This is a genomic window from Lentzea kristufekii, assembly GCF_033949925.1.
In the GTDB taxonomy this organism is placed as follows: Bacteria; Actinomycetota; Actinomycetes; order Mycobacteriales; family Pseudonocardiaceae; genus Lentzea; species Lentzea kristufekii.
On record NZ_JAXAVV010000002.1, the window covers coordinates 426435 to 443056 of the forward strand.

General features: G+C 68.2%; 15 protein-coding genes. 6 read left to right on the plus strand and 9 right to left on the minus strand.

The features are described 5' to 3' along the window. Nucleotides 1-9 precede the first annotated feature (9 nt). From SK571_RS05560 to SK571_RS05570, 3 genes are read right to left on the minus strand one after another with little or no spacing between them, the layout of a single operon-like run. Nucleotides 10-1203, minus strand: coding sequence for a rhamnosyltransferase WsaF family glycosyltransferase (locus SK571_RS05560; RefSeq protein ID WP_319982944.1), 1194 nt, complete (start codon nucleotides 1201-1203; stop codon nucleotides 10-12). Further along, entirely contained in the window at nucleotides 1200-2648 is a 1449-nt protein-coding gene (locus tag SK571_RS05565; protein ID WP_319982945.1) for a lipopolysaccharide biosynthesis protein, read from the minus strand. Before SK571_RS05565 ends, SK571_RS05560 begins: the two co-directional genes overlap by 4 nt. Next, nucleotides 2645-3670, minus strand: coding sequence for a glycosyltransferase (locus tag SK571_RS05570; RefSeq protein WP_319982946.1), 1026 nt, complete (start codon nucleotides 3668-3670; stop codon nucleotides 2645-2647). Before SK571_RS05570 ends, SK571_RS05565 begins: the two co-directional genes overlap by 4 nt. Before the next feature lie 110 nt (nucleotides 3671-3780). On the opposite strand from SK571_RS05570, the gene SK571_RS05575 reads away from it, so the two are divergent. Beyond that, the gene (locus tag SK571_RS05575; protein ID WP_319982947.1) at nucleotides 3781-4626 is read left to right on the plus strand and encodes a glycosyltransferase; all 846 of its coding nucleotides are present in this window, start codon (nucleotides 3781-3783) and stop codon (nucleotides 4624-4626) included. On the opposite strand, the gene SK571_RS05580 is transcribed toward SK571_RS05575, so the two are convergent. The 3 genes from SK571_RS05580 to SK571_RS05590 form a co-directional block, all read right to left on the minus strand. After that, a complete protein-coding gene (locus SK571_RS05580) occupies nucleotides 4598-5824 on the minus strand; it encodes an MFS transporter (protein ID WP_319982948.1) in 1227 nt (408 codons plus the stop codon). The two genes, SK571_RS05575 and SK571_RS05580, sit on opposite strands and share 29 nt — an antisense overlap. A gap of 216 nt (nucleotides 5825-6040) precedes the next feature. Continuing rightward, nucleotides 6041-7864, minus strand: coding sequence for an asparagine synthase (glutamine-hydrolyzing) (gene asnB, locus SK571_RS05585; protein ID WP_319982949.1), 1824 nt, complete (start codon nucleotides 7862-7864; stop codon nucleotides 6041-6043). Nucleotides 7865-7867: 3 nt separating this feature from the next. Then, nucleotides 7868-9883 carry a glycosyltransferase gene (locus SK571_RS05590; RefSeq protein ID WP_319982950.1) on the minus strand — a complete coding sequence of 672 codons (2016 nt, stop codon included), beginning with the start codon at nucleotides 9881-9883 and terminating at the stop codon, nucleotides 7868-7870. 111 nt (nucleotides 9884-9994) lie between these two features. Between SK571_RS05590 and SK571_RS05595 the strand changes: the two genes are divergently transcribed. Together SK571_RS05595 and SK571_RS05600 are read left to right on the plus strand one after the other, a co-directional pair. Further along, nucleotides 9995-11326, plus strand: coding sequence for a glycosyltransferase family 4 protein (locus tag SK571_RS05595; protein WP_319982951.1), 1332 nt, complete (start codon nucleotides 9995-9997; stop codon nucleotides 11324-11326). Next, the gene (locus SK571_RS05600) at nucleotides 11326-12621 is read left to right on the plus strand and encodes a UDP-glucose dehydrogenase family protein (protein ID WP_319982952.1); all 1296 of its coding nucleotides are present in this window, start codon (nucleotides 11326-11328) and stop codon (nucleotides 12619-12621) included. Before SK571_RS05595 ends, SK571_RS05600 begins: the two co-directional genes overlap by 1 nt. 209 nt (nucleotides 12622-12830) lie before the next feature. Here SK571_RS05600 and SK571_RS05605 read toward each other — a convergent pair whose 3' ends face one another. Then, complete coding sequence (locus SK571_RS05605) at nucleotides 12831-13559, minus strand: PIG-L deacetylase family protein (protein WP_319982953.1); 729 nt, start codon at nucleotides 13557-13559, stop codon at nucleotides 12831-12833. Between the two features lie 34 nt (nucleotides 13560-13593). Between SK571_RS05605 and SK571_RS05610 the strand changes: the two genes are divergently transcribed. Beyond that, nucleotides 13594-14049 carry an SLATT domain-containing protein gene (locus SK571_RS05610; protein ID WP_266034511.1) on the plus strand — a complete coding sequence of 152 codons (456 nt, stop codon included), beginning with the start codon at nucleotides 13594-13596 and terminating at the stop codon, nucleotides 14047-14049. Between the two features lie 56 nt (nucleotides 14050-14105). After that, nucleotides 14106-14426 carry a hypothetical protein gene (locus SK571_RS05615; protein WP_319982954.1) on the plus strand — a complete coding sequence of 107 codons (321 nt, stop codon included), beginning with the start codon at nucleotides 14106-14108 and terminating at the stop codon, nucleotides 14424-14426. Nucleotides 14427-14483: 57 nt separating this feature from the next. Here SK571_RS05615 and SK571_RS05620 read toward each other — a convergent pair whose 3' ends face one another. Continuing rightward, a complete protein-coding gene (locus tag SK571_RS05620) occupies nucleotides 14484-15383 on the minus strand; it encodes a right-handed parallel beta-helix repeat-containing protein (protein WP_319982955.1) in 900 nt (299 codons plus the stop codon). A 10-nt stretch (nucleotides 15384-15393) separates the two neighbouring features. Between SK571_RS05620 and SK571_RS05625 the strand changes: the two genes are divergently transcribed. Beyond that, the gene (locus SK571_RS05625) at nucleotides 15394-15627 is read left to right on the plus strand and encodes a hypothetical protein (protein ID WP_319982956.1); all 234 of its coding nucleotides are present in this window, start codon (nucleotides 15394-15396) and stop codon (nucleotides 15625-15627) included. 226 nt (nucleotides 15628-15853) lie between these two features. Here SK571_RS05625 and SK571_RS05630 read toward each other — a convergent pair whose 3' ends face one another. After that, nucleotides 15854-16621: an enoyl-CoA hydratase/isomerase family protein gene (locus tag SK571_RS05630; RefSeq protein WP_319982957.1), complete on the minus strand. Its 768-nt coding sequence runs from the start codon at nucleotides 16619-16621 to the stop codon at nucleotides 15854-15856. Between the last annotated feature and the right edge of the window lies 1 nt (nucleotide 16622).

Genomic DNA, 16622 nt, shown 5'->3' on the forward strand with positions numbered 1-16622 from the left:
TCCCCCGAGTCATGCGGCGAGTTCGCGGCGGAGCACCTTTTCCAGCTCATGTCCTGCCGCATCCCAAGAACGTCCCTCCACACTGGACGCGGCCGCACGGGCGACCGCGTCGAAGTCCGGCGATGTGACCACATCGGACAATGCACGCGCCAGTGAGTGCGGGGTGGGCGTCGCGTACCGGACGTGGTCGTTGTCCAGGACTACGCGGTTGAAGTGCGCATCGTTCACCACGGGGACGCATCCGGCCGCGAGCATCTCGTGCGGCACCAGCGACACGTTGGTCATCGACAGTGACAACCCGGCGAAGCAGCGGTTGTAGATGGCGTTCAGGTCGTCCGGCGTGACCAGGCCGTGGTCGAGGAACTGCGGCCCGAGGTCGCCGATCTTCTCGCCGTAGACGTGGATCTTGAGGTCGGGGTGCTTCTCGGCGAAGACCTCCAGCGCGAGCACACCGAGCTCGAACGCGCGCCGCGGTGCCTTGCGCCGCGCGTAGAAGACGATGCCGTCGCGCTTCTCGTCTCCGAGCCGGTACCTGTCGGCGTCGCAGCCGAAGTCGAAGTGGTCGGCCGGCATGCCGTGCTCGTCGCGCACCTTGTCGGCGAGGAACCGGCCGGCGGTGAAGCCGTGCATGCCCATCCGGTAGGTGTTCTCCGCCAGCGCGTAGAGGCCGCCGGACGGGTAGAACCACGGTTCGTAGTCCTGCACGAGGTAGAACCTCTTGCCCGCGCAGGGGTCGTTGAACGCCGGGTACGCCGTGATCCACGCGGTCGCGAACACCGCGTGGGCGTCCGCCATCCCGTCCGTCACGTCGTGGATCGAGCCCTTGAAGAACGGGAACGCCGCGCGGACACCGGGCTCGAGGTCGGTGACCGTGTTGCCGAACGTGTCGTACAGGTAGAGCCGGCACTCGTGCCCGAGCGACTCGAGGTGCCGGATGAGCCGGAACATCGTGGTGTGGCCGCCGGAACCCTTCGACGGGGGAGTGGTGACCCAGTTGACGACGAGCCTGCCGTCGTGGGGGATCGGCGGGATCACCACGGGCTTGCGCGCCTCGACGTCGGCCTTGCGGACGTCGTCGAGCCGCACGGGCAGTTCCTCGCCCTCGGCACCGAGCCTGCGGGTCGCGGCGGTCAGCAGCCGGACGCCGAGCTGTTTGGCGCCCTGCTCGCGGACGATCTTCGTGACCTGCCTCAGTCGTCTCACGCGCTCGCCCTCTTCTTCAGCACCGCAAGGATTTCGTGTCGCATCGGGAACACCACGAGCGCATAGGCGAGACAGGACAGCGCGCCGCCGACCAGGATCTGCAGCACCTGGCTGTCGATCGTGTTCCGGACCGCGAGCACGACCGCGACCATCAGCACGCCGCCGAGGAACGGCCGCAGCAGACGCGTGCCGAGCGCCCCGGCGCGAATGCCGTAGGGCTTGAAGGTGATCAGGTACGCGGGCGTGATGACCAGCACCGCGACGACCACGTGTGCCGCCGCGACGCCCCGGATGCCGTCGAGGTGCGCGCCCAGCGCCAGCAACGGCACCAGCGCGCCCAGCCAGACCAGGTGGATCACGAGGATCGCTCGCGACCGGCCCGCCGAGGCGAGGAAGTCGTAGCCCAGTTCGAGGGCGACCCGGACCGCGCCGAGCAGCACCAGCAACGCCAGCGCGGTCGCCGCGGGAGCCCAGCGCTCGCCGTAGACGACGCGGATGAGCGGTTCGGCCAGGGCGGCCAGGAGCACGCACGCGGGGACCGTCACGAGCGCCAGGAGTCCGAGGGCACGTCCGAACGACTTCTGGAAGAGCTCCGGATCCTCGCGCACCTTGGAGAACGCGGCCAGTGACACGCTCCTCACCGGGGCGCTGAACGCCGCCACCGGCCAGCTCGCGAGGTTGAACGCCAGCAGGTAGAAGCCGAGCGGGATGGTGCCGAGCACCGCGCCGACGACGATGTAGTCGACGTTCATCACGCCGAAGATCAGCAGGCTCGACCCCGCGAGCGGCAGGCCGAACGCGAGCAGTTCCTTGGCCTGGGCCGGATTCCAGCCCGGCCGGAACCTGTCCTTGGTGAGCCAGAACATGATGACCGCGGCGGAGAGGTTCTGCGCGATCCGCTGCCACGCGAGGCTCCACGCGCCGAAGCCCATGAACGCCAGCACGACGGCGACAGCCGTGCCGCACACGAACGCGGCGGTGTCGGCGTAGAACTTGTGGTCCTGCCGGAAGTTCCGCTGCATCATCGCGCCGGGCACGGCGGTCGCGCCGGCGATGATCAGGGCGATCGACATGAGCTGGATGACCCCGGCGGCCTCCGGCGCGTCCATGGCGTTGGAGAACCAGGGCGCGCCGACCGCGCAGATCAGCGCCAGCAGCGTGCCGGACGCGAGGGACAGCGTCGTGACGGTCGGCGCCATCTCGTCGATCGGGCCGTTGTGGCGGACCAGCGCGGCGCTGACGCCGAGCTCGGAGACGCTCAGCACGATGTTGAGCACGACCAGGGCGACCGCGAACACACCGAACTGCTCGGGTGCGATCAGGCGGGCCAGCAGGATGCTGATGCCGACCGCGGAGAGGCGTTGCAGCAGCGAGTTGATCGCGCTCCAGCGGATCGCCGAGGAGACCTTGCCCTCGAGCTGACCCGTGTCCTCCTGCGTCGTCACCACTCGCCCCGCCACTTCCACCGCTGAGTTCCGACGAACAACTTCGCCCTCTTGTAGGCGTGTGGCGCGAGGAAGAGTTGCGTGCGGTTGAGGAAAGACGGGCTGAACTTCTGGCGTCGCAACAGAGCGCGATGCTCCGGTAGCTCTTCGAGGTCCGGATAGGTCTCGCGGGCGAAGTCGAGCAGTTCCTTCTCGGTGCCGTCGAGCTGGTCGCGGTCGTGCAACCGGACCGCCCGCCACAGCGCGTCGGCCGCGATGGCCTTGTGCGCCAGCGTCTTGAGCCGTGCGGGCAGGCCGGGGTTCTGCTCCAGCACGAGGTCGAACACGTCACGGCGCTGTTCGAGGTCGGCGAACACCGACTTGAACGTCGTGCGCATCATCGAGTTCTCGTGCACCCGGTAGTACGCGCCGGGCTTGCCGCTGACGTAGCCGATGTCGGACACCGCGGCGATGCGCAGCCACATCTCCAGGTCGCCGGCATGTGGCAGGTCGGAGCGGTACCCGCCGACCTTCTGCTGGACCTTGGTGCGGACCACGACCTCAGGCGAGGAGATCACGTTGCGGCTGCTGCGGAAGCGGTTCTCGATCCACTCCTCGCCGCGCCAGACCTTCGACCTCACCGGAAGCTCGGTGACCTTCGGCAACGCGTTGTGGTCGCTGTAGTAGACGACGCGGCCGTAGACCATGCCCACTTCGGGGTTCTGCTCGAAGACCTCGGCCGCGCGCTGCAACGCTCCCGGCGCCAGCAGGTCGTCCGCGGACAGCAGCACCGTGTAGTCGGCGGTCGCCCAGTCCAGCAGGCCCTCGTTGTAGGTGGCGATGTGCCCTTTGTTCACCTCGTGCCGGTAGCCCTCGACGCGCTTGTCGGCGGCCATCAGTTCGGCCATCACCTCGGGTGTGTTGTCCGAGGACGTGTCGTCGATCACAAGCACCCGCACGTCCACACCGGGCTGGTCTAGGACGCTGCGGACGCAGGCCGGCAGGAAGTGGGCGTAGTTGTAGCAGGGGATCACGACGTCCACTGTGGGAAGCGTTGGCACAACCTGAGTATCGGAACCGCCAGGCATTCGTTAGCGCCGCAACGTTTTGGTCTCACCAGGCGATGTAGGCCATGACCGGAGTAAGGGGAGTCATGGCCGACCACGTCATCCTGACGCGCTTCAACCTGCCTTCGAAGGGTGCTGAGAGTTACGTCCGGGCAAAGGAAGGATGGCTGACCGAACGCGTTGCGCTGTTCGAGCGCTACTGCCTGCCATCGGTGCTCGCACAGACGGACGAACGGACGCGTTGGCTCATCTATTTCGACCCCGAATCACCGCAATGGCTCAAAGACAGAATCGCCTCACACGGTGACGCGTACACGCCCGTTTACCGTCCGGAAGTGTCGCGGGAAGAACTGAGGTCGGACATCCGGTCGCTTTTCTCCCAGACCGGTTCCGAGCTCATCACCACGAACCTGGACAACGACGACGGCCTCGCGGCCGACTTCGTGGAACGCCTCTGCGCGGCTCCCCGTCCCACGACCACGGCGGCGTACTACCTGGTCAACGGCCTGATCAAGTCTCCTGGCGGGCTCTACCACCGGGTGGACCGGCACAACGCGTTCGTCTCGGTCCGCGAGAGCTGGGACGCGCCGGTGACGTGCTGGGCGCACTGGCACAACCACATGCACCTGCACTTCCCCGTGGTGGAGCTGGGCGGGGCGCCGGGCTGGCTGCAGGTCGTGCACGGCGGCAACGTGTCGAACCGCACACGCGGCCGGCTCGTCTCGCCAGAGCCCTACAAGGCGTCGTTCGGGAACTCGCTGGACGACGTGTCCGCGCCGGGCACGATCGCCGTGGCGCAGGACCGTCTGGTGGATCAGCCGGTCCGGTTCCTGCGCGACTCCGGGCGGGTGGCCGCCAAGAACGCGGCCATGAAGGTCCTCGGCAAGGGCGGCTTCGAGAAGATCAAGCAGAAGCTGGCGTCTCGCGGTTAAGTCCGTATGCGGCGATGAGCGTCACGGTGAGTGCTGCCAACGCCACCGTGATGCTCGTCCCGAAGCTCGAGAACTGCAGCAGCAGTCCAAAGGCGACGGACGAGACCAGACGGCCCAATGCCTGCCCCGTCTGCACCACGGAAAGCCCCGAAGCGCGCAGCGACTCCGGTGCCGTCTCGCTCACCTTCGCCGACAGCACGCCGTCGGTCGCCGCGTAGAACAGGCCGTGCAGCAGCAGTGCCGCGATCGCGACCCCCATGCCGCCCTCGGGGATGAACAGCAGCGCGTACACGCCGAGCAGCAGCGCGTGGCCGGCGAGGAACATCCGCCAGCGGCCCATCCGGTCCGACAGCTTCCCCAGCGGCGCGGCGGCGACGAGGAAGACGATCGCGGTGCCGAGCGGCAGCAGCGGCAGCCAGCCGAGCGGGATGTTCGTGGCCTTCTGCACCAGCACGTAGACGAACGCGTCCGACACGGTCGCGAGCCCCAGCATCCCGGCGGAGATGGTCGTCCGCCGGAACTGCCTGTCGGTGAGCAGGTTCAGCCCGGCCCGGAACGAGGGCCGCGGCCCCTTCGGCTTCTTGTCGGTCGGCGTGTCCCGCACGAACGCGATGAGCACGATCAACCCGATGATCGCGAACGCCGCCGACACCGCGAAGATCGGCCCCGGCACGGTCCCGATCTGGAAGAGCAGCAGGAACGTGATGAGCGGACCCAGCAACGCGCCGAACGTGTCCATGCTCCGGTGCACGCCGAACGCGGCCCCGAGCCGGTCCTCGGGCGTGGCGAGGGAGATCATCGCGTCCCGCGGCGCGGTCCGGATCCCCTTTCCCGCCCTGTCGGCCGCCATCAGCGCGCCGATGCCGAACGGAGAGGCGCCGACCAGCGGGAAGAACACCTTGGTCGCGGCCGACAGCCCGTACCCGGCCGCGGCGACGGCCTTGGGCCTGCGGAACTTGTCGGAGACGGTGCCTCCGACCAGGCGCAGCACCGCCGTGGCACCCGTGTAGATGCCGTCCAGCAGGCCGAACTGCGCGTAGCCCAGGTTCAGCGTGAACAGCAGGTACACCGGCAGGAAGGCGGTGATCATCTCCGCGGAGATGTCGGTCAGCAGGCTGACCGTGCCGAGCGCGAAGACAGTGCCCGGCAACCGCTTGCGGAAGTCGGTCTTGGACGGGCGGGAGGAGGCGACGTACACGGGTCACCCACCTGCCCCGGCAACGAAATCCCTGTTCATGGACCGTCCTACCAGCTGAGCGTTTGGCTGATGGCGTCTGCAAGTACCACCAACTCTTGATCGAATCGCACTTTTCCACTACCAACCTGTTCGACGTCGACCGAACAAGTTGGTAGTGGAAAAGTGCTTGTTGATGTTGAGTTGGTGGTACTTGCAGACGCCGTGACGACATGTGGGCTACCAGCTGAGCGTTTGGTGCCACACCTCTAGAGACAGCAGCGTCCAGATGCGCGGCTGCTCGTTGCGGTCACCCGAGTCGTGGTCGTCGAGCAACGAGCGCACTGCCGCCCGGTCGAAGGTCTTGCCCACGAACGACGTGGGCCCGGTCAGCAGGTCGTAGGCCATGTCCCGCAGGCCGTCGCGGAACCAGGCGTCGAGCGGCACCTTGAAGCCGGACTTCGGCCGGTCGACGATGTCGGCCGGCAGGTGCTGGCGCGCCACCTCCTTCACGACCCACTTGGTCGTGCCGCCGCGGACCTTCACGTTGCTGGGCAGCGAGAACGCCAGCTCGGCCACGCGATGGTCGAGGAACGGCGGGCGGAGTTCCAGGGAGGCGGCCATCGACATGCGGTCGCCGCGTTCGAGGAGGTTGTCGGCGAGCCAGGTGTGCGAGTCGGCGTAGAGCATGCGCCGCAACGCGTCCCCGCGCCCGTTCTCGTACGGCGCCAGCACCGACCTCGTCGCCGGTCCGCCGAGCAGCTCTGCCCGCTCGGACACCGTGAACGGGGCGAACCAGCCGCGCATCCGTTCGGCGTACGACGGTTCGGAGATGGCGCGCAGAGCGACGCCCAGCCGTGCCTTGGAGGCGGGCAGGGCCTTCTCCAGGCGCTTCAACGCGAACGACGGCGCGATGCCGGCGAGGCGGGTGGCTGCGGCGAAGCGGTACTTCGGGTAGCCGCCGAACAGCTCGTCGCTGCCCTCGCCGGAGAGCACGACCTTCACGTCCCTGCGCGCGAGCTCGGCCAGCCGGAACACCGCCACGTCGGCGGGTTCGGACAGCGGCGCGTCGCGGTGCCAGGAGAGCTTGGCCCAGCTGTCGCGGAAGTCGTCGGCCGTGACGATGACGTTGTGGTGCCGGCTGCCGACGAGCCCGGCGACCTTCTCGGCGTGGTGGATCTCGTCGACGCGCGGGTCGCCGAAGCCCGCGGAGAACGTGTGCAGCTCGGCGTCACCCCGTTCCCGCGCCACGAGAGCCGTGATGAGCGACGAGTCGACGCCGCCGGACAGGTAGGCGCCGACGGGCACGTCGGCGACCAGGGCGTCCCGCACGGACGCCGTGAGCGCCTCGTCCACGAGCCGCACAGCCTCCTCCGGCGTGACGGAGAGGATCTCCGACTCGCGCGGCAGCTCCCAGTACGGCTCGGTCCGCACCTGGCCCTTGGCCGTCACGACCAGGTGGTGGCCCTGCGGCACCTTCCGGACGCCTCTGACCAGCGTGTGCGGCGCGGGCACCGAACGGTGCGCGAGGTAGTCGTGCAGCGACTCGTGGTCGACCTCGGCCGCGCCGATCGCGGGCAGCAGCGCCTTGATCTCGGACGCGAACGCGAACATCGCCGAATCCGCGTAGTAGTACAGCGGCAGGATGCCGAGCCGGTCGCGGAACAGGTGCGTTTCGCCGGTGTGGGTGTCGTGGATCGCGTAGGCGAACTGGCCGCGCAGCTTGGCGACCGCGGACGGCCCGTGCTGCTCGTACAGCGCCAGCAGGACTTCGGTGTCGCCGTTCGTGCGGAACGGGTAGGGCAGCTGCGTGCGCAGCTGCCGGTAGTTCAGGATCTCGCCGTTGAACGCGATCGTCGTCGTGCCCGACGCCCCCTTCATCGGCTGCGGCGACCCGGCCAGGTCGATGATCGACAGCCGGGTGTGCGCGAAGCCGATGGAGCCGTCGGACCAGAAGCCGCTGTCGTCGGGGCCGCGGTGGTGCAGCCGTTTCGCCATCTCGGCGAGGACCTCGCGCGAGACGGGCGCGCCGTCGAACCGTCTGATGCCTGCGATACCGCACATGTCCTAGCGCTCCCCAGAAGAGGACTTTTCGGCGATCTGCATGAGCTCACGGGCACGGGAGTCCCAGGACGAGGCCAGCACGGCCGCACGGCGTTCGGCCGGGGTCTTCAGGCCGCCGTCCTTGAGAGTGAGCCGGATCTGGTCGATGAAGTCGGCCTCGCCCTTGGCGATCCGGATGACGTCGCCGTAGCGCTCGACCTCGGGGAAGTCCGTCGACACGACGGCCAGGCCCAGGGCCAGGTACTCCTTCATCTTGATCGGGTTCGCGTGCTTGATCCAGTCGTTGTCCAGCCACGGCATCAGCGCCACGTCGAAACCCGAGCCGTAGCCGGGGATCTGGTCGTAGGACCGGAAGTCCAGCCAGTGCACGTTGGGGTACTTGTCGTAGCGCTCCATCGAGCAGGTCGCGTCGCCGATCAGCACCACCGACGCCTCGGGGAACTCCTGCGCGACCTTCTCGATCAGGTCGAAGTCGACGAGGTAGTCGTCGAGGCTGCCGAAGAACCCGATGCGCGGGCCCGGAACGCTCGCGATGTCCGCGGGAAGTTCGGTGCGGCGGGTGAAGTGGTCGACGTCCACGCCGTGGTCGAGGAAGTGCGCGCGGTCACCCGTCAGCGCGGATTCCTCTTCCTGGAGAGCGCGGCTCACGTACAGCACGGTGTCCGAATTGGACAGCAGCTGGTTCTCCAGCGCGGCGATCGTGCCCTGGTCGGCCTCGGGGAACGCCGAGTGCCGGTCGGAGCGGTTGAAGATCAGGCCCTTGGTCTTCATGGGCTTCACGACGTCCCACGCGGTGGGGATCGTGGCGACGACGACCGGCGTGCCCATCCGCAGGAAGAAGCAGACCGCTTTCACCTGGGTGCGGACCAGCACGGAGTTCAGCTTGCGCAGCCACGGCTTGCCGTAGAACGGCAGGGGAGCGGGCGTCATCACGTAGAAGTTCGGCGTGTCCTCGATAGGCTGCCGCACCAGCTTCGCGACGCTCATGGCCTTGCGGAAGATCCGGCGCAGGAACTGCGTGCTCTTGCCGGGCGACGGCATCCGCAGGCCGATGCTGTTGACCAGCAACACCTTGCGGTGCTTCGCGACGCGGCGCAGCAGCTGGAAGTCCGAGTGGGCGCGGTTGTGGTACCACCAGTCCTGCGCGGAGAAGCACAGGTAGCTCGGGCCCTCGGAGGCCACTTCCTCCGGCCAGCGGCGCATGCGGAAAAGCCCCTTCAACGCGGTGCGGTGCTTCGGCGAACGCGCGCGAAGCCCTTCGTTCACGACCATGGCGAACCACATGAAGAATGCGGCGAAACGCCCGTGCAGTTCGCGGTGCAGGCGAACCTTGTTCGAGGTGAGCATCGACCACAGCCGCGCGTTCGTGGAGACCTCGCCGCCGATGTGCGTGACCACCGCGCGCGGTTCGAACCACACGCCACCGGCGCGCAACATGTACTCGGTTTCCTCCGAATAGAGGAAATAGCGTTCGTCCAAAAGGCCGTGCTTCTCGATGACTTCCCGCTTGACCAGCCACGCGCAGCCCGTGGCCCAGTCGGCGGCGTGTGCGCCCTGGTACGCCTTCGCGTCGGTGACGGTCTCGCCCAGGCCGATCCGCCCGGCCCTGGTGCCCCCGATGAGGGCTTCCGCGAGGGCGCCGACGGAGGTCGGCTTGCGGCGCAGCGAGTAGGAGAGCGCGCCGCTCTCGTCGACCAGACGGGGTGCGACGATCGGCTTGCCGGCCGCGCGGAGTGATTCCACGGCTCCCAGGTGCAACCGGATGTCGGCGTTCAGGATCAGAACGTCGTGGCCCTCGGCGGCTTTGATGCCCAGATTCACACCGGCGGCGTATCCGCCGTTGACCGGACTGCGCACGATTTCCACGCCGGGGCGAGTGGCGGCCGCCACAGTGCCGTCGGTCGAGGCGTTGTCGACGACGATCACCCTGACGTCGTCGGGCAACGAGTCCAGGCATCCCGCGATGACCTGTTCGCTCTGGTAAGTGACGATGACCACCGCGACAGGTGACCGCTCCACAACCGCTCCTCGCATTTGGGTCTCTGCGCGCTACATCGAGTGCTTTGCAACCTCCGTTACGAGATTCGCCCCATGTGTAACCGTTTTGCCCTCCAAAACGAGAACCAGAGCGTGACGTCATCGCCTCACGTGTTGATCATCGTGCAGAACCTCCCCGTACCGCTGGACCGCCGGGTGTGGCTGGAATGCCGTGCCCTGACCAACGCCGGGTACGAGGTTTCGGTGATCTGCCCCAAGGGTCCGGGTGATCCCGCTTACCAACTCCTCGACGGGGTGCACATCTACAAGTACGCTCCGCCGCCCCAGGCCGAGGGCGCGCTGGGCTATGCGTGGGAGTTCCTGTACTGCTGGGTGCGCACGGCGTTGCTGAGCGTGAAGGTGCGTGCCCGCAGGCGGTTCGACGTCATGCAGGCGTGCAACCCGCCGGACACGTACTGGGCCCTGGCTCTGCTGTGGCGGCTCGGTGGCGTGAAGTTCGTCTTCGACCACCACGACCTGAACCCCGAGGTCTTCCTGTCGCGCTTCGGCGAGCCCAAGGGCGTCGCGGGCAAGGTGCAGTACCGGATCCTGAAGTGGCTGGAGCGCCGCACGTTCCGCACGGCCGACCGGGTGACGTCGACCAACACCTCGTACCAGAAGATCGCGTGGACGCGCGGCGACGTGCCGCCCGAGCACACCACCGTCGTGCGCTCCGGCCCGGACACCACCGTGATGCGGCCTGTCGAGGGCGTGGACGAACTCCGACGCGGCGGCAAACATCTGGTGGCCTATCTCGGAATCATGGGACCGCAGGACGGCGTCGACGGCGTCCTGGAAGTCGCACGGAGAGTGGTCTTCGGCCACGGCCGCACCGATGTCAGGTTCGCGCTGCTGGGCTTCGGCGACTGCCTCGAAGACCTGAAGAAGCAGGCCACGGCCTGGAAGCTCGATCCGTACGTCGAGTTCACGGGACGGGTCGGGCCCGAACAGATCACCCGGTACCTGTCCACCTCGTCGGTCGGTCTCGGCCCGGATCCGTTGTCGCCTTTGAACGACGTGTCCACTATGAACAAGACCATGGAGTACATGGCCTACGCGCTGCCGGTCGTCACGTACCGGTTGCAGGAGACCGTGGTGTCCGCGGGCGAGTGCGCCGTGTTCGTCGAGCCGGGTGACGTCGAGGCGTTCACCACCTCGCTGCTCGACCTGCTCGACGACGCCGAACGCCGCGCGCGCCTCGGCTTCGAGGGCCGGCGCCGCTGCGAGGCGGAGCTGGACTGGCGGCCGCAGGCCGAGAACTACGTGGCGGTGTTCGACGGGCTCACCGGTTTCGCCTCGCGCGGCCCGTTCCCCGACGGCAGGCCCGCGCTCGGCGCGGGCACCGACCAGTGGGGCAACAAGATGATCGACGTGAGCGACGACGCCGTGCTCCGCGCGTTCGCCGTGACCCGAACGGGAGAATGATGTTCGTCAGAAGGATCGCTGTCGTCGGCACCGGCTACGTCGGTCTGACCACCGGTGCCTGCCTCGCCTCGCTGGGCCACCGCGTGGTGTGCGCGGACGTCGACGCGGCCAAGGTCGAGCGCCTCGCACGCGGTGAGGTCGACATCCTCGAACCGCGTCTCGCCGAACTGGTCGCCGAAGGTCTGGCCTCCGGTCGCCTGTCGTTCGTGCTCGGCGCGTCCGCCGCGGTGGCCGACGCCGAGGTCGTCTTCCTGTGCGTGCCCACGCCCATGGGCGTCGGCGGCATCGCGGACCTCGCGGCCGTCGAGTCCGTTGTGGACGAGACGCGCGACCTGCTGCCGTCCGGCACCGTGATCGTCAACAAGTCCACCGTGCCGGTGGGCACCTCGATCCGCACCGCCGAGCTGCTGCGCCGTGATGACGTCGCCGTCGTCTCGAACCCGGAGTTCCTGCGCGAGGGCTCGGCCGTGCACGACTTCCTGAACCCGGACCGCATCGTCGTCGGCTGCGACCAGCAGGACGCGGCCGAACGCGTCGCCGCCCTGTACGCCCGCCTCGGCGCGCCCACGGTGCTGACCGACGCGGCCTCCGCCGAGATGGTCAAATACGCGGCGAACTGCTTCCTCGCGATGAAGCTCTCGTACGTCAACGCGGTCGCGGAGCTGTGCGAGCGCCTCGGCGCGAACATCACCGACGTCACCGAGGGCATGGGTTACGACAAGCGCATCGGCCAGGCGTTCCTGAACCCCGGCCCCGGCTGGGGCGGCTCGTGCCTGCCCAAGGACACGCACGCGATGCTCCAGGTGGCGGACGCCGCCGACTTCGAGTTCCGCCTGCTGCGCGCCACGATCGACACCAACGAGCGCCAGCGCCAGCGGATGGTCGAGAAGGTCCGCCTGGCCGTCACCGGCAAGCGCGGCGGCTCGCTGTCCCACGTGCGCCTGGGCCTGCTGGGCCTGACGTTCAAGGCCGGCACGGACGACCTCCGCGACTCGCCCGCGCTGGCAGTGGCCGCGCTGCTGAAGCAGGCGGGCGCGGATCTCGTCGGCTACGACCCGGCACTCACCGGCGGCACGGACCTCGGTCCGGTGTCCGTTGTGGACGATCCGTACCAGGCGGCCAAGGACGTCGACGCCCTCGTCGTGCTGACCGAGTGGCCGGAGTTCCGCTCGCTCGACTGGGCGCGCCTGGCCGAGACGGTGCGGCAGCCCGTGGTCGTCGACACCCGGAACCTCCTGGACCCGGACGTCCTCCGCCGCGCCGGCCTCACCTGCACGTCGCTGGGTCGCCGCTAGTGGTGTGGCTCGGAACGTCGGCGAGATAGTCCACGCTCAGCAGGGCGCCTCGCGGCACCGCCCCCATACATCCAGTATGAGGACGTGGGGGCGGCACCGCGATGCACCCGTCTGACCGCGAATTCCCCCGGCAACCTTCCGAGTCATACCGCTAGTCCTTTTGAGACTGTCTTCGGGGCGTTCGCCGTTCGCGGCGAACGCCCCTTTGCTCACCAGCGCGGCAGATCCGGTCCGTGGTGGGTGATGCCGGCGAACAGATCGGTCTCCGGCAGCGGCGCGTTCGTGGTGTCGATCGCGCGGATGTAGGACTCCGCCGCGAACCGCTGCTGCGCCGTCAGCTTCCCGATCAGCGACTGGCTTTCGTAGCAGTGCAACGCTTTGCGCTTCACATCGGCCACCGCGGACGTGTCGACCGTGGTCGTCGCCAGGCTGTCGTGGGCTTCCAGGTACAGCTTCGCCGGAATGCCGGTCTCCTTGACCGCGTGCTGCGCGACCCGTGCGGCGTGGACGTGGTCGCGGTGCTGGTGCGGGTTGTGGTGGTCGTGCGTGACGACGACCTGCGGCCGGAAGTGCTCGATCAGAGCGGCCACCCGCCCCGCGGCCGTCTCGACGGGAATGGAGCAGAAGGCGCCAGGCGGAACCTCGCCCGTCTCACCGGAGTCGTGATATCCCAACAGTTCCAGGTCTGTGATGCCGAGCACATCGCACGCGGCGTTGAGCTGCGCCCGGCGGCGCGCCGCCACCGCCTGCGGGTGGTGGTTCAGCTCGCCGGGCTTGATGCCACCGGGCATGTCGCCCAACTCACCGCTCGTGCACGTGACGAGGACGATCCGCACGCCCTGGCGGGCGTAGTGGGCCAGGATTCCTCCGGTCGACCGCGACTCGTCGTCGGGGTGGGCGTGGACGGCCAGCAAGGTTCTCGGTCCATCGAACTGCACGCGGGGAAGTTACCTCGAAACTATTGTCTTTCCGGTGACCGACTTGCCGTCTGGCCTGAAGCCGCACGAACTCGCACAACACCTGCGCGGACAGATCGAACGCGGGCACGCGTACGCCCGCGCGCGCAAGCAGCGGTTCAGGTGGAAGTCCGTAACTGTCCGACTGACCACTTTGGTGCTTTCGGCGGTGTCGACGATCATCCTCGGCCTGCAGAACCTCGACCCCTGGACGGGAACGGCGTTCTCGCTGATCGCGGTGGTGACCGTGGTGTCCGCTTTGGAGCCGTTCTTCGCGTGGCGGTCGCTGTGGGTGCTGATGGAGGAGGCCAGCTACAAGTTCCACCGGCTGGAGGACGACCTCTCGTACTACGTGGCGTCCACTCCGGCCGACGAGGTGGACCCGGAGCGGGTGCGGGAGATGTTCGAGCGCTACCAGGAGATCTGGGACTCGCTCAGCGGGCGGTGGCTGAAGTTCCGCGACAACGGCTGAGCGGGTGCCGCGGCCGGTAGTGTCGATCTCCGCTGTCCGAGGATCAGGGGGTTTTCATGTCGGACGCTTGGGCTTTGCTGATACCCGTCACCGTCATCGTGGTGATCGTGCTCGTTGGGATCGTCTTCAAGAAGCTGCAGAAGTCCTTGTTCAGCGCGCTGGGCGCTTCCACGCCGGCGTCGGCACCCGGTGCTGCGCCTTTTTCCGGGTTCCAGCAGTCGCCGCAGGAGAGCCGGGAGGACTTCGTGCGAAGGCACTGGCAGCGCCCCGGCGTGGTGGCGGACGGCGTGACCCTGGTCGATCTCTACGACCGCATCCGGGCACTCGAGGAACGCGTCGCCCAGGCCGAGCGCCGTTCCGCGGCACCGCCTGACTGAGCCCGCGCACCGCCTGTGCCGCCGGCGGGGGCTCGGCGGCGCAGGCGGTGCGCGGGACTACGGAGTGCCCGCGGGCTTGCCCTTGGCGTCCGGCGCGCCGGCGTCGTGCAGGAAGTTGTCCTGCCACACCGCCCACTTGTAGGAGGCGCCCTTCTGGCTCACGTAGGCCGCGCCCCACCCGGTGCCGCTGAAGCGGTTGTTGATGGACTTCATGTTGCGGCCGTAGACGTTGTCGAAGCCCGACTCCAGGCCGAGCTGGTAACCGCCGCCCTCCAGGAGGTTGCCCTCGACGGTGACGTTGTCGATGTCGCCGCCGTAGGTCTGGATGAACAGGGCGCCGGTGTCGTTGCCGGTGGAGCAGTCGATGCGGTTGTTGCGGAACGTCAGGGTGCGGCCCGCGTTCTTGTCCAGCGGGAAGTCGCGGACGGTGGCGCCGTCGTTGTGCGACTCGCCGTCCGAGCGCAGGCCGCGGACGTAGTTGCCCTCGGCCAGGCCGCTCAGGGTGCTGCCGGTGTTGTAGAAGCAGATGCCGGAGCCCATGCCGCTGATGTAGTTGCGCTGCAGGGTGCCGACGCCGAGGAACGCGCAGGAGCCCGCGATGGTCTTGGCCGGCAGGGCCGAGCCGTCGATGTTCGAGTCGCGAATGGTGACGGGGGCGCCGGTGACCTGGCAGGAGTTGCTGCCGCACGGGCCGTTCGTCGTGATCAGCGGAGCCGTCTCACCGAGGTTCTTCGGGCGGATGCAGGACTTCTCGACGGTGATGTTGCCCGCGAACAGCGTCAGGGCCTGCTCGACGCGCTTGCCGGAGATCACGGTGCCGGCGGCGGGGGCGCCAGGGCCGGTGTATAGCGGAAGGGAGTCGCAGTTCAGGCCGTGCGCGGCGAGGCCGGTGTTGGCCTGGGTGAGCTTCCAGCCGGGGGAGCCGGAGGGGGCGGGGCTGTTTGCCGGGGGCTTCACGGGGCCGTTGGTGGCCGACTTCGTGGTGGAGCTGGGTGCCGCCGAGCTGCTCGGGGCGGCGGAGGAACTGCTGGGTGTGCTGGTCGAGCTGGCGCTGGTGCTGCTGTCCGCCACGGGTGTCGGTTGGGCCGCCTTGGTCGGGGAGCAGGCGGCCAGCACGATGACACCACCGGTCAGCAGTGCGGCCAATCTCAGTCTCACGGCTGGTTCTACCTCCACGCGCGTTCACGACGGGGGACCGTGAACTCGCTAATTGTGTCGTCGGCCGGTGCGGAATTTGTACAAACCCGTGCGACGGAGTTCGTACGGGGCCGTTGAACGGTCAGCACACTGCACGGCACGACGGGAGGAGTCAAGCGGATCTCCTTGCGGCGCAACATCATCTTCCGCCTCGAAGGGAATGCTCCATCCGTGTGAGCTGGTAGATCACGGTTTTATCACTGAGCCATATGGATTTTTGATGTGTGAGATCAGCGACCGGTGAAAGACGCGCGGCCCGGACCGTCCGTGAGGAAGCTGTGCACAGCGCGTGGCAGGTCCTCGGTCTCGTACAACGCTGACGCGATCGTCGTGATGTGAGCGTCGGCCTCCGGGACGCCGCCGTTCTCGAAATGCGCGAGCACCTGTTTGGTCGCGAAGTGTGCCTGCGTCGGGCCGACCGCGAGCGACAAAGCGAACTGTTCGGCCGCGAGCGCGAAGCCCTCGTCCGGAAACACGCGGTTGACGACATTCCACCGTTCGAGCGTCTCCGCGTCGTAAAGGTCGCCGGTCATCACGAACTCCTTCGCGCGGCCCACGCCCGCCCGTGCCGCCAGCCGCTGCGTGCCGCCCATCGTCGGCGTCAGGCCCACCACCTTCTCGACCAGCCCGAAGCGCGCCGACGACGAGGCCAGGATCAGGTCGCACGCCACCGCCAGCTCGAAAGCCCAGGTCAGGCACAGCGCGTGCGCGGCGAAGACGGTCGGGATCGGCAGCGCGGCGAGGCGCTGCGGCAGCAGGAGCATGCGGTCGAACAGCTGCTGCGCCTCCTCCCGGTACTCCTGCTGGGCGAACAGCGACACGTCCACGCCGCCCGACACGACCCGGCCCGAGGCGTTGACCAGCAACGCCCGCGCGTCACCCAGCTCGTCCAGGGCCTCGTGGAACTCCGCGTCGAGGTCGAGGGAGTAGAGGTTGAGCGGCGGCGCGTCGATCGTGATGATCGCGAGCTCGTCGCGGCGGGTCAGGTGGATCTTCACA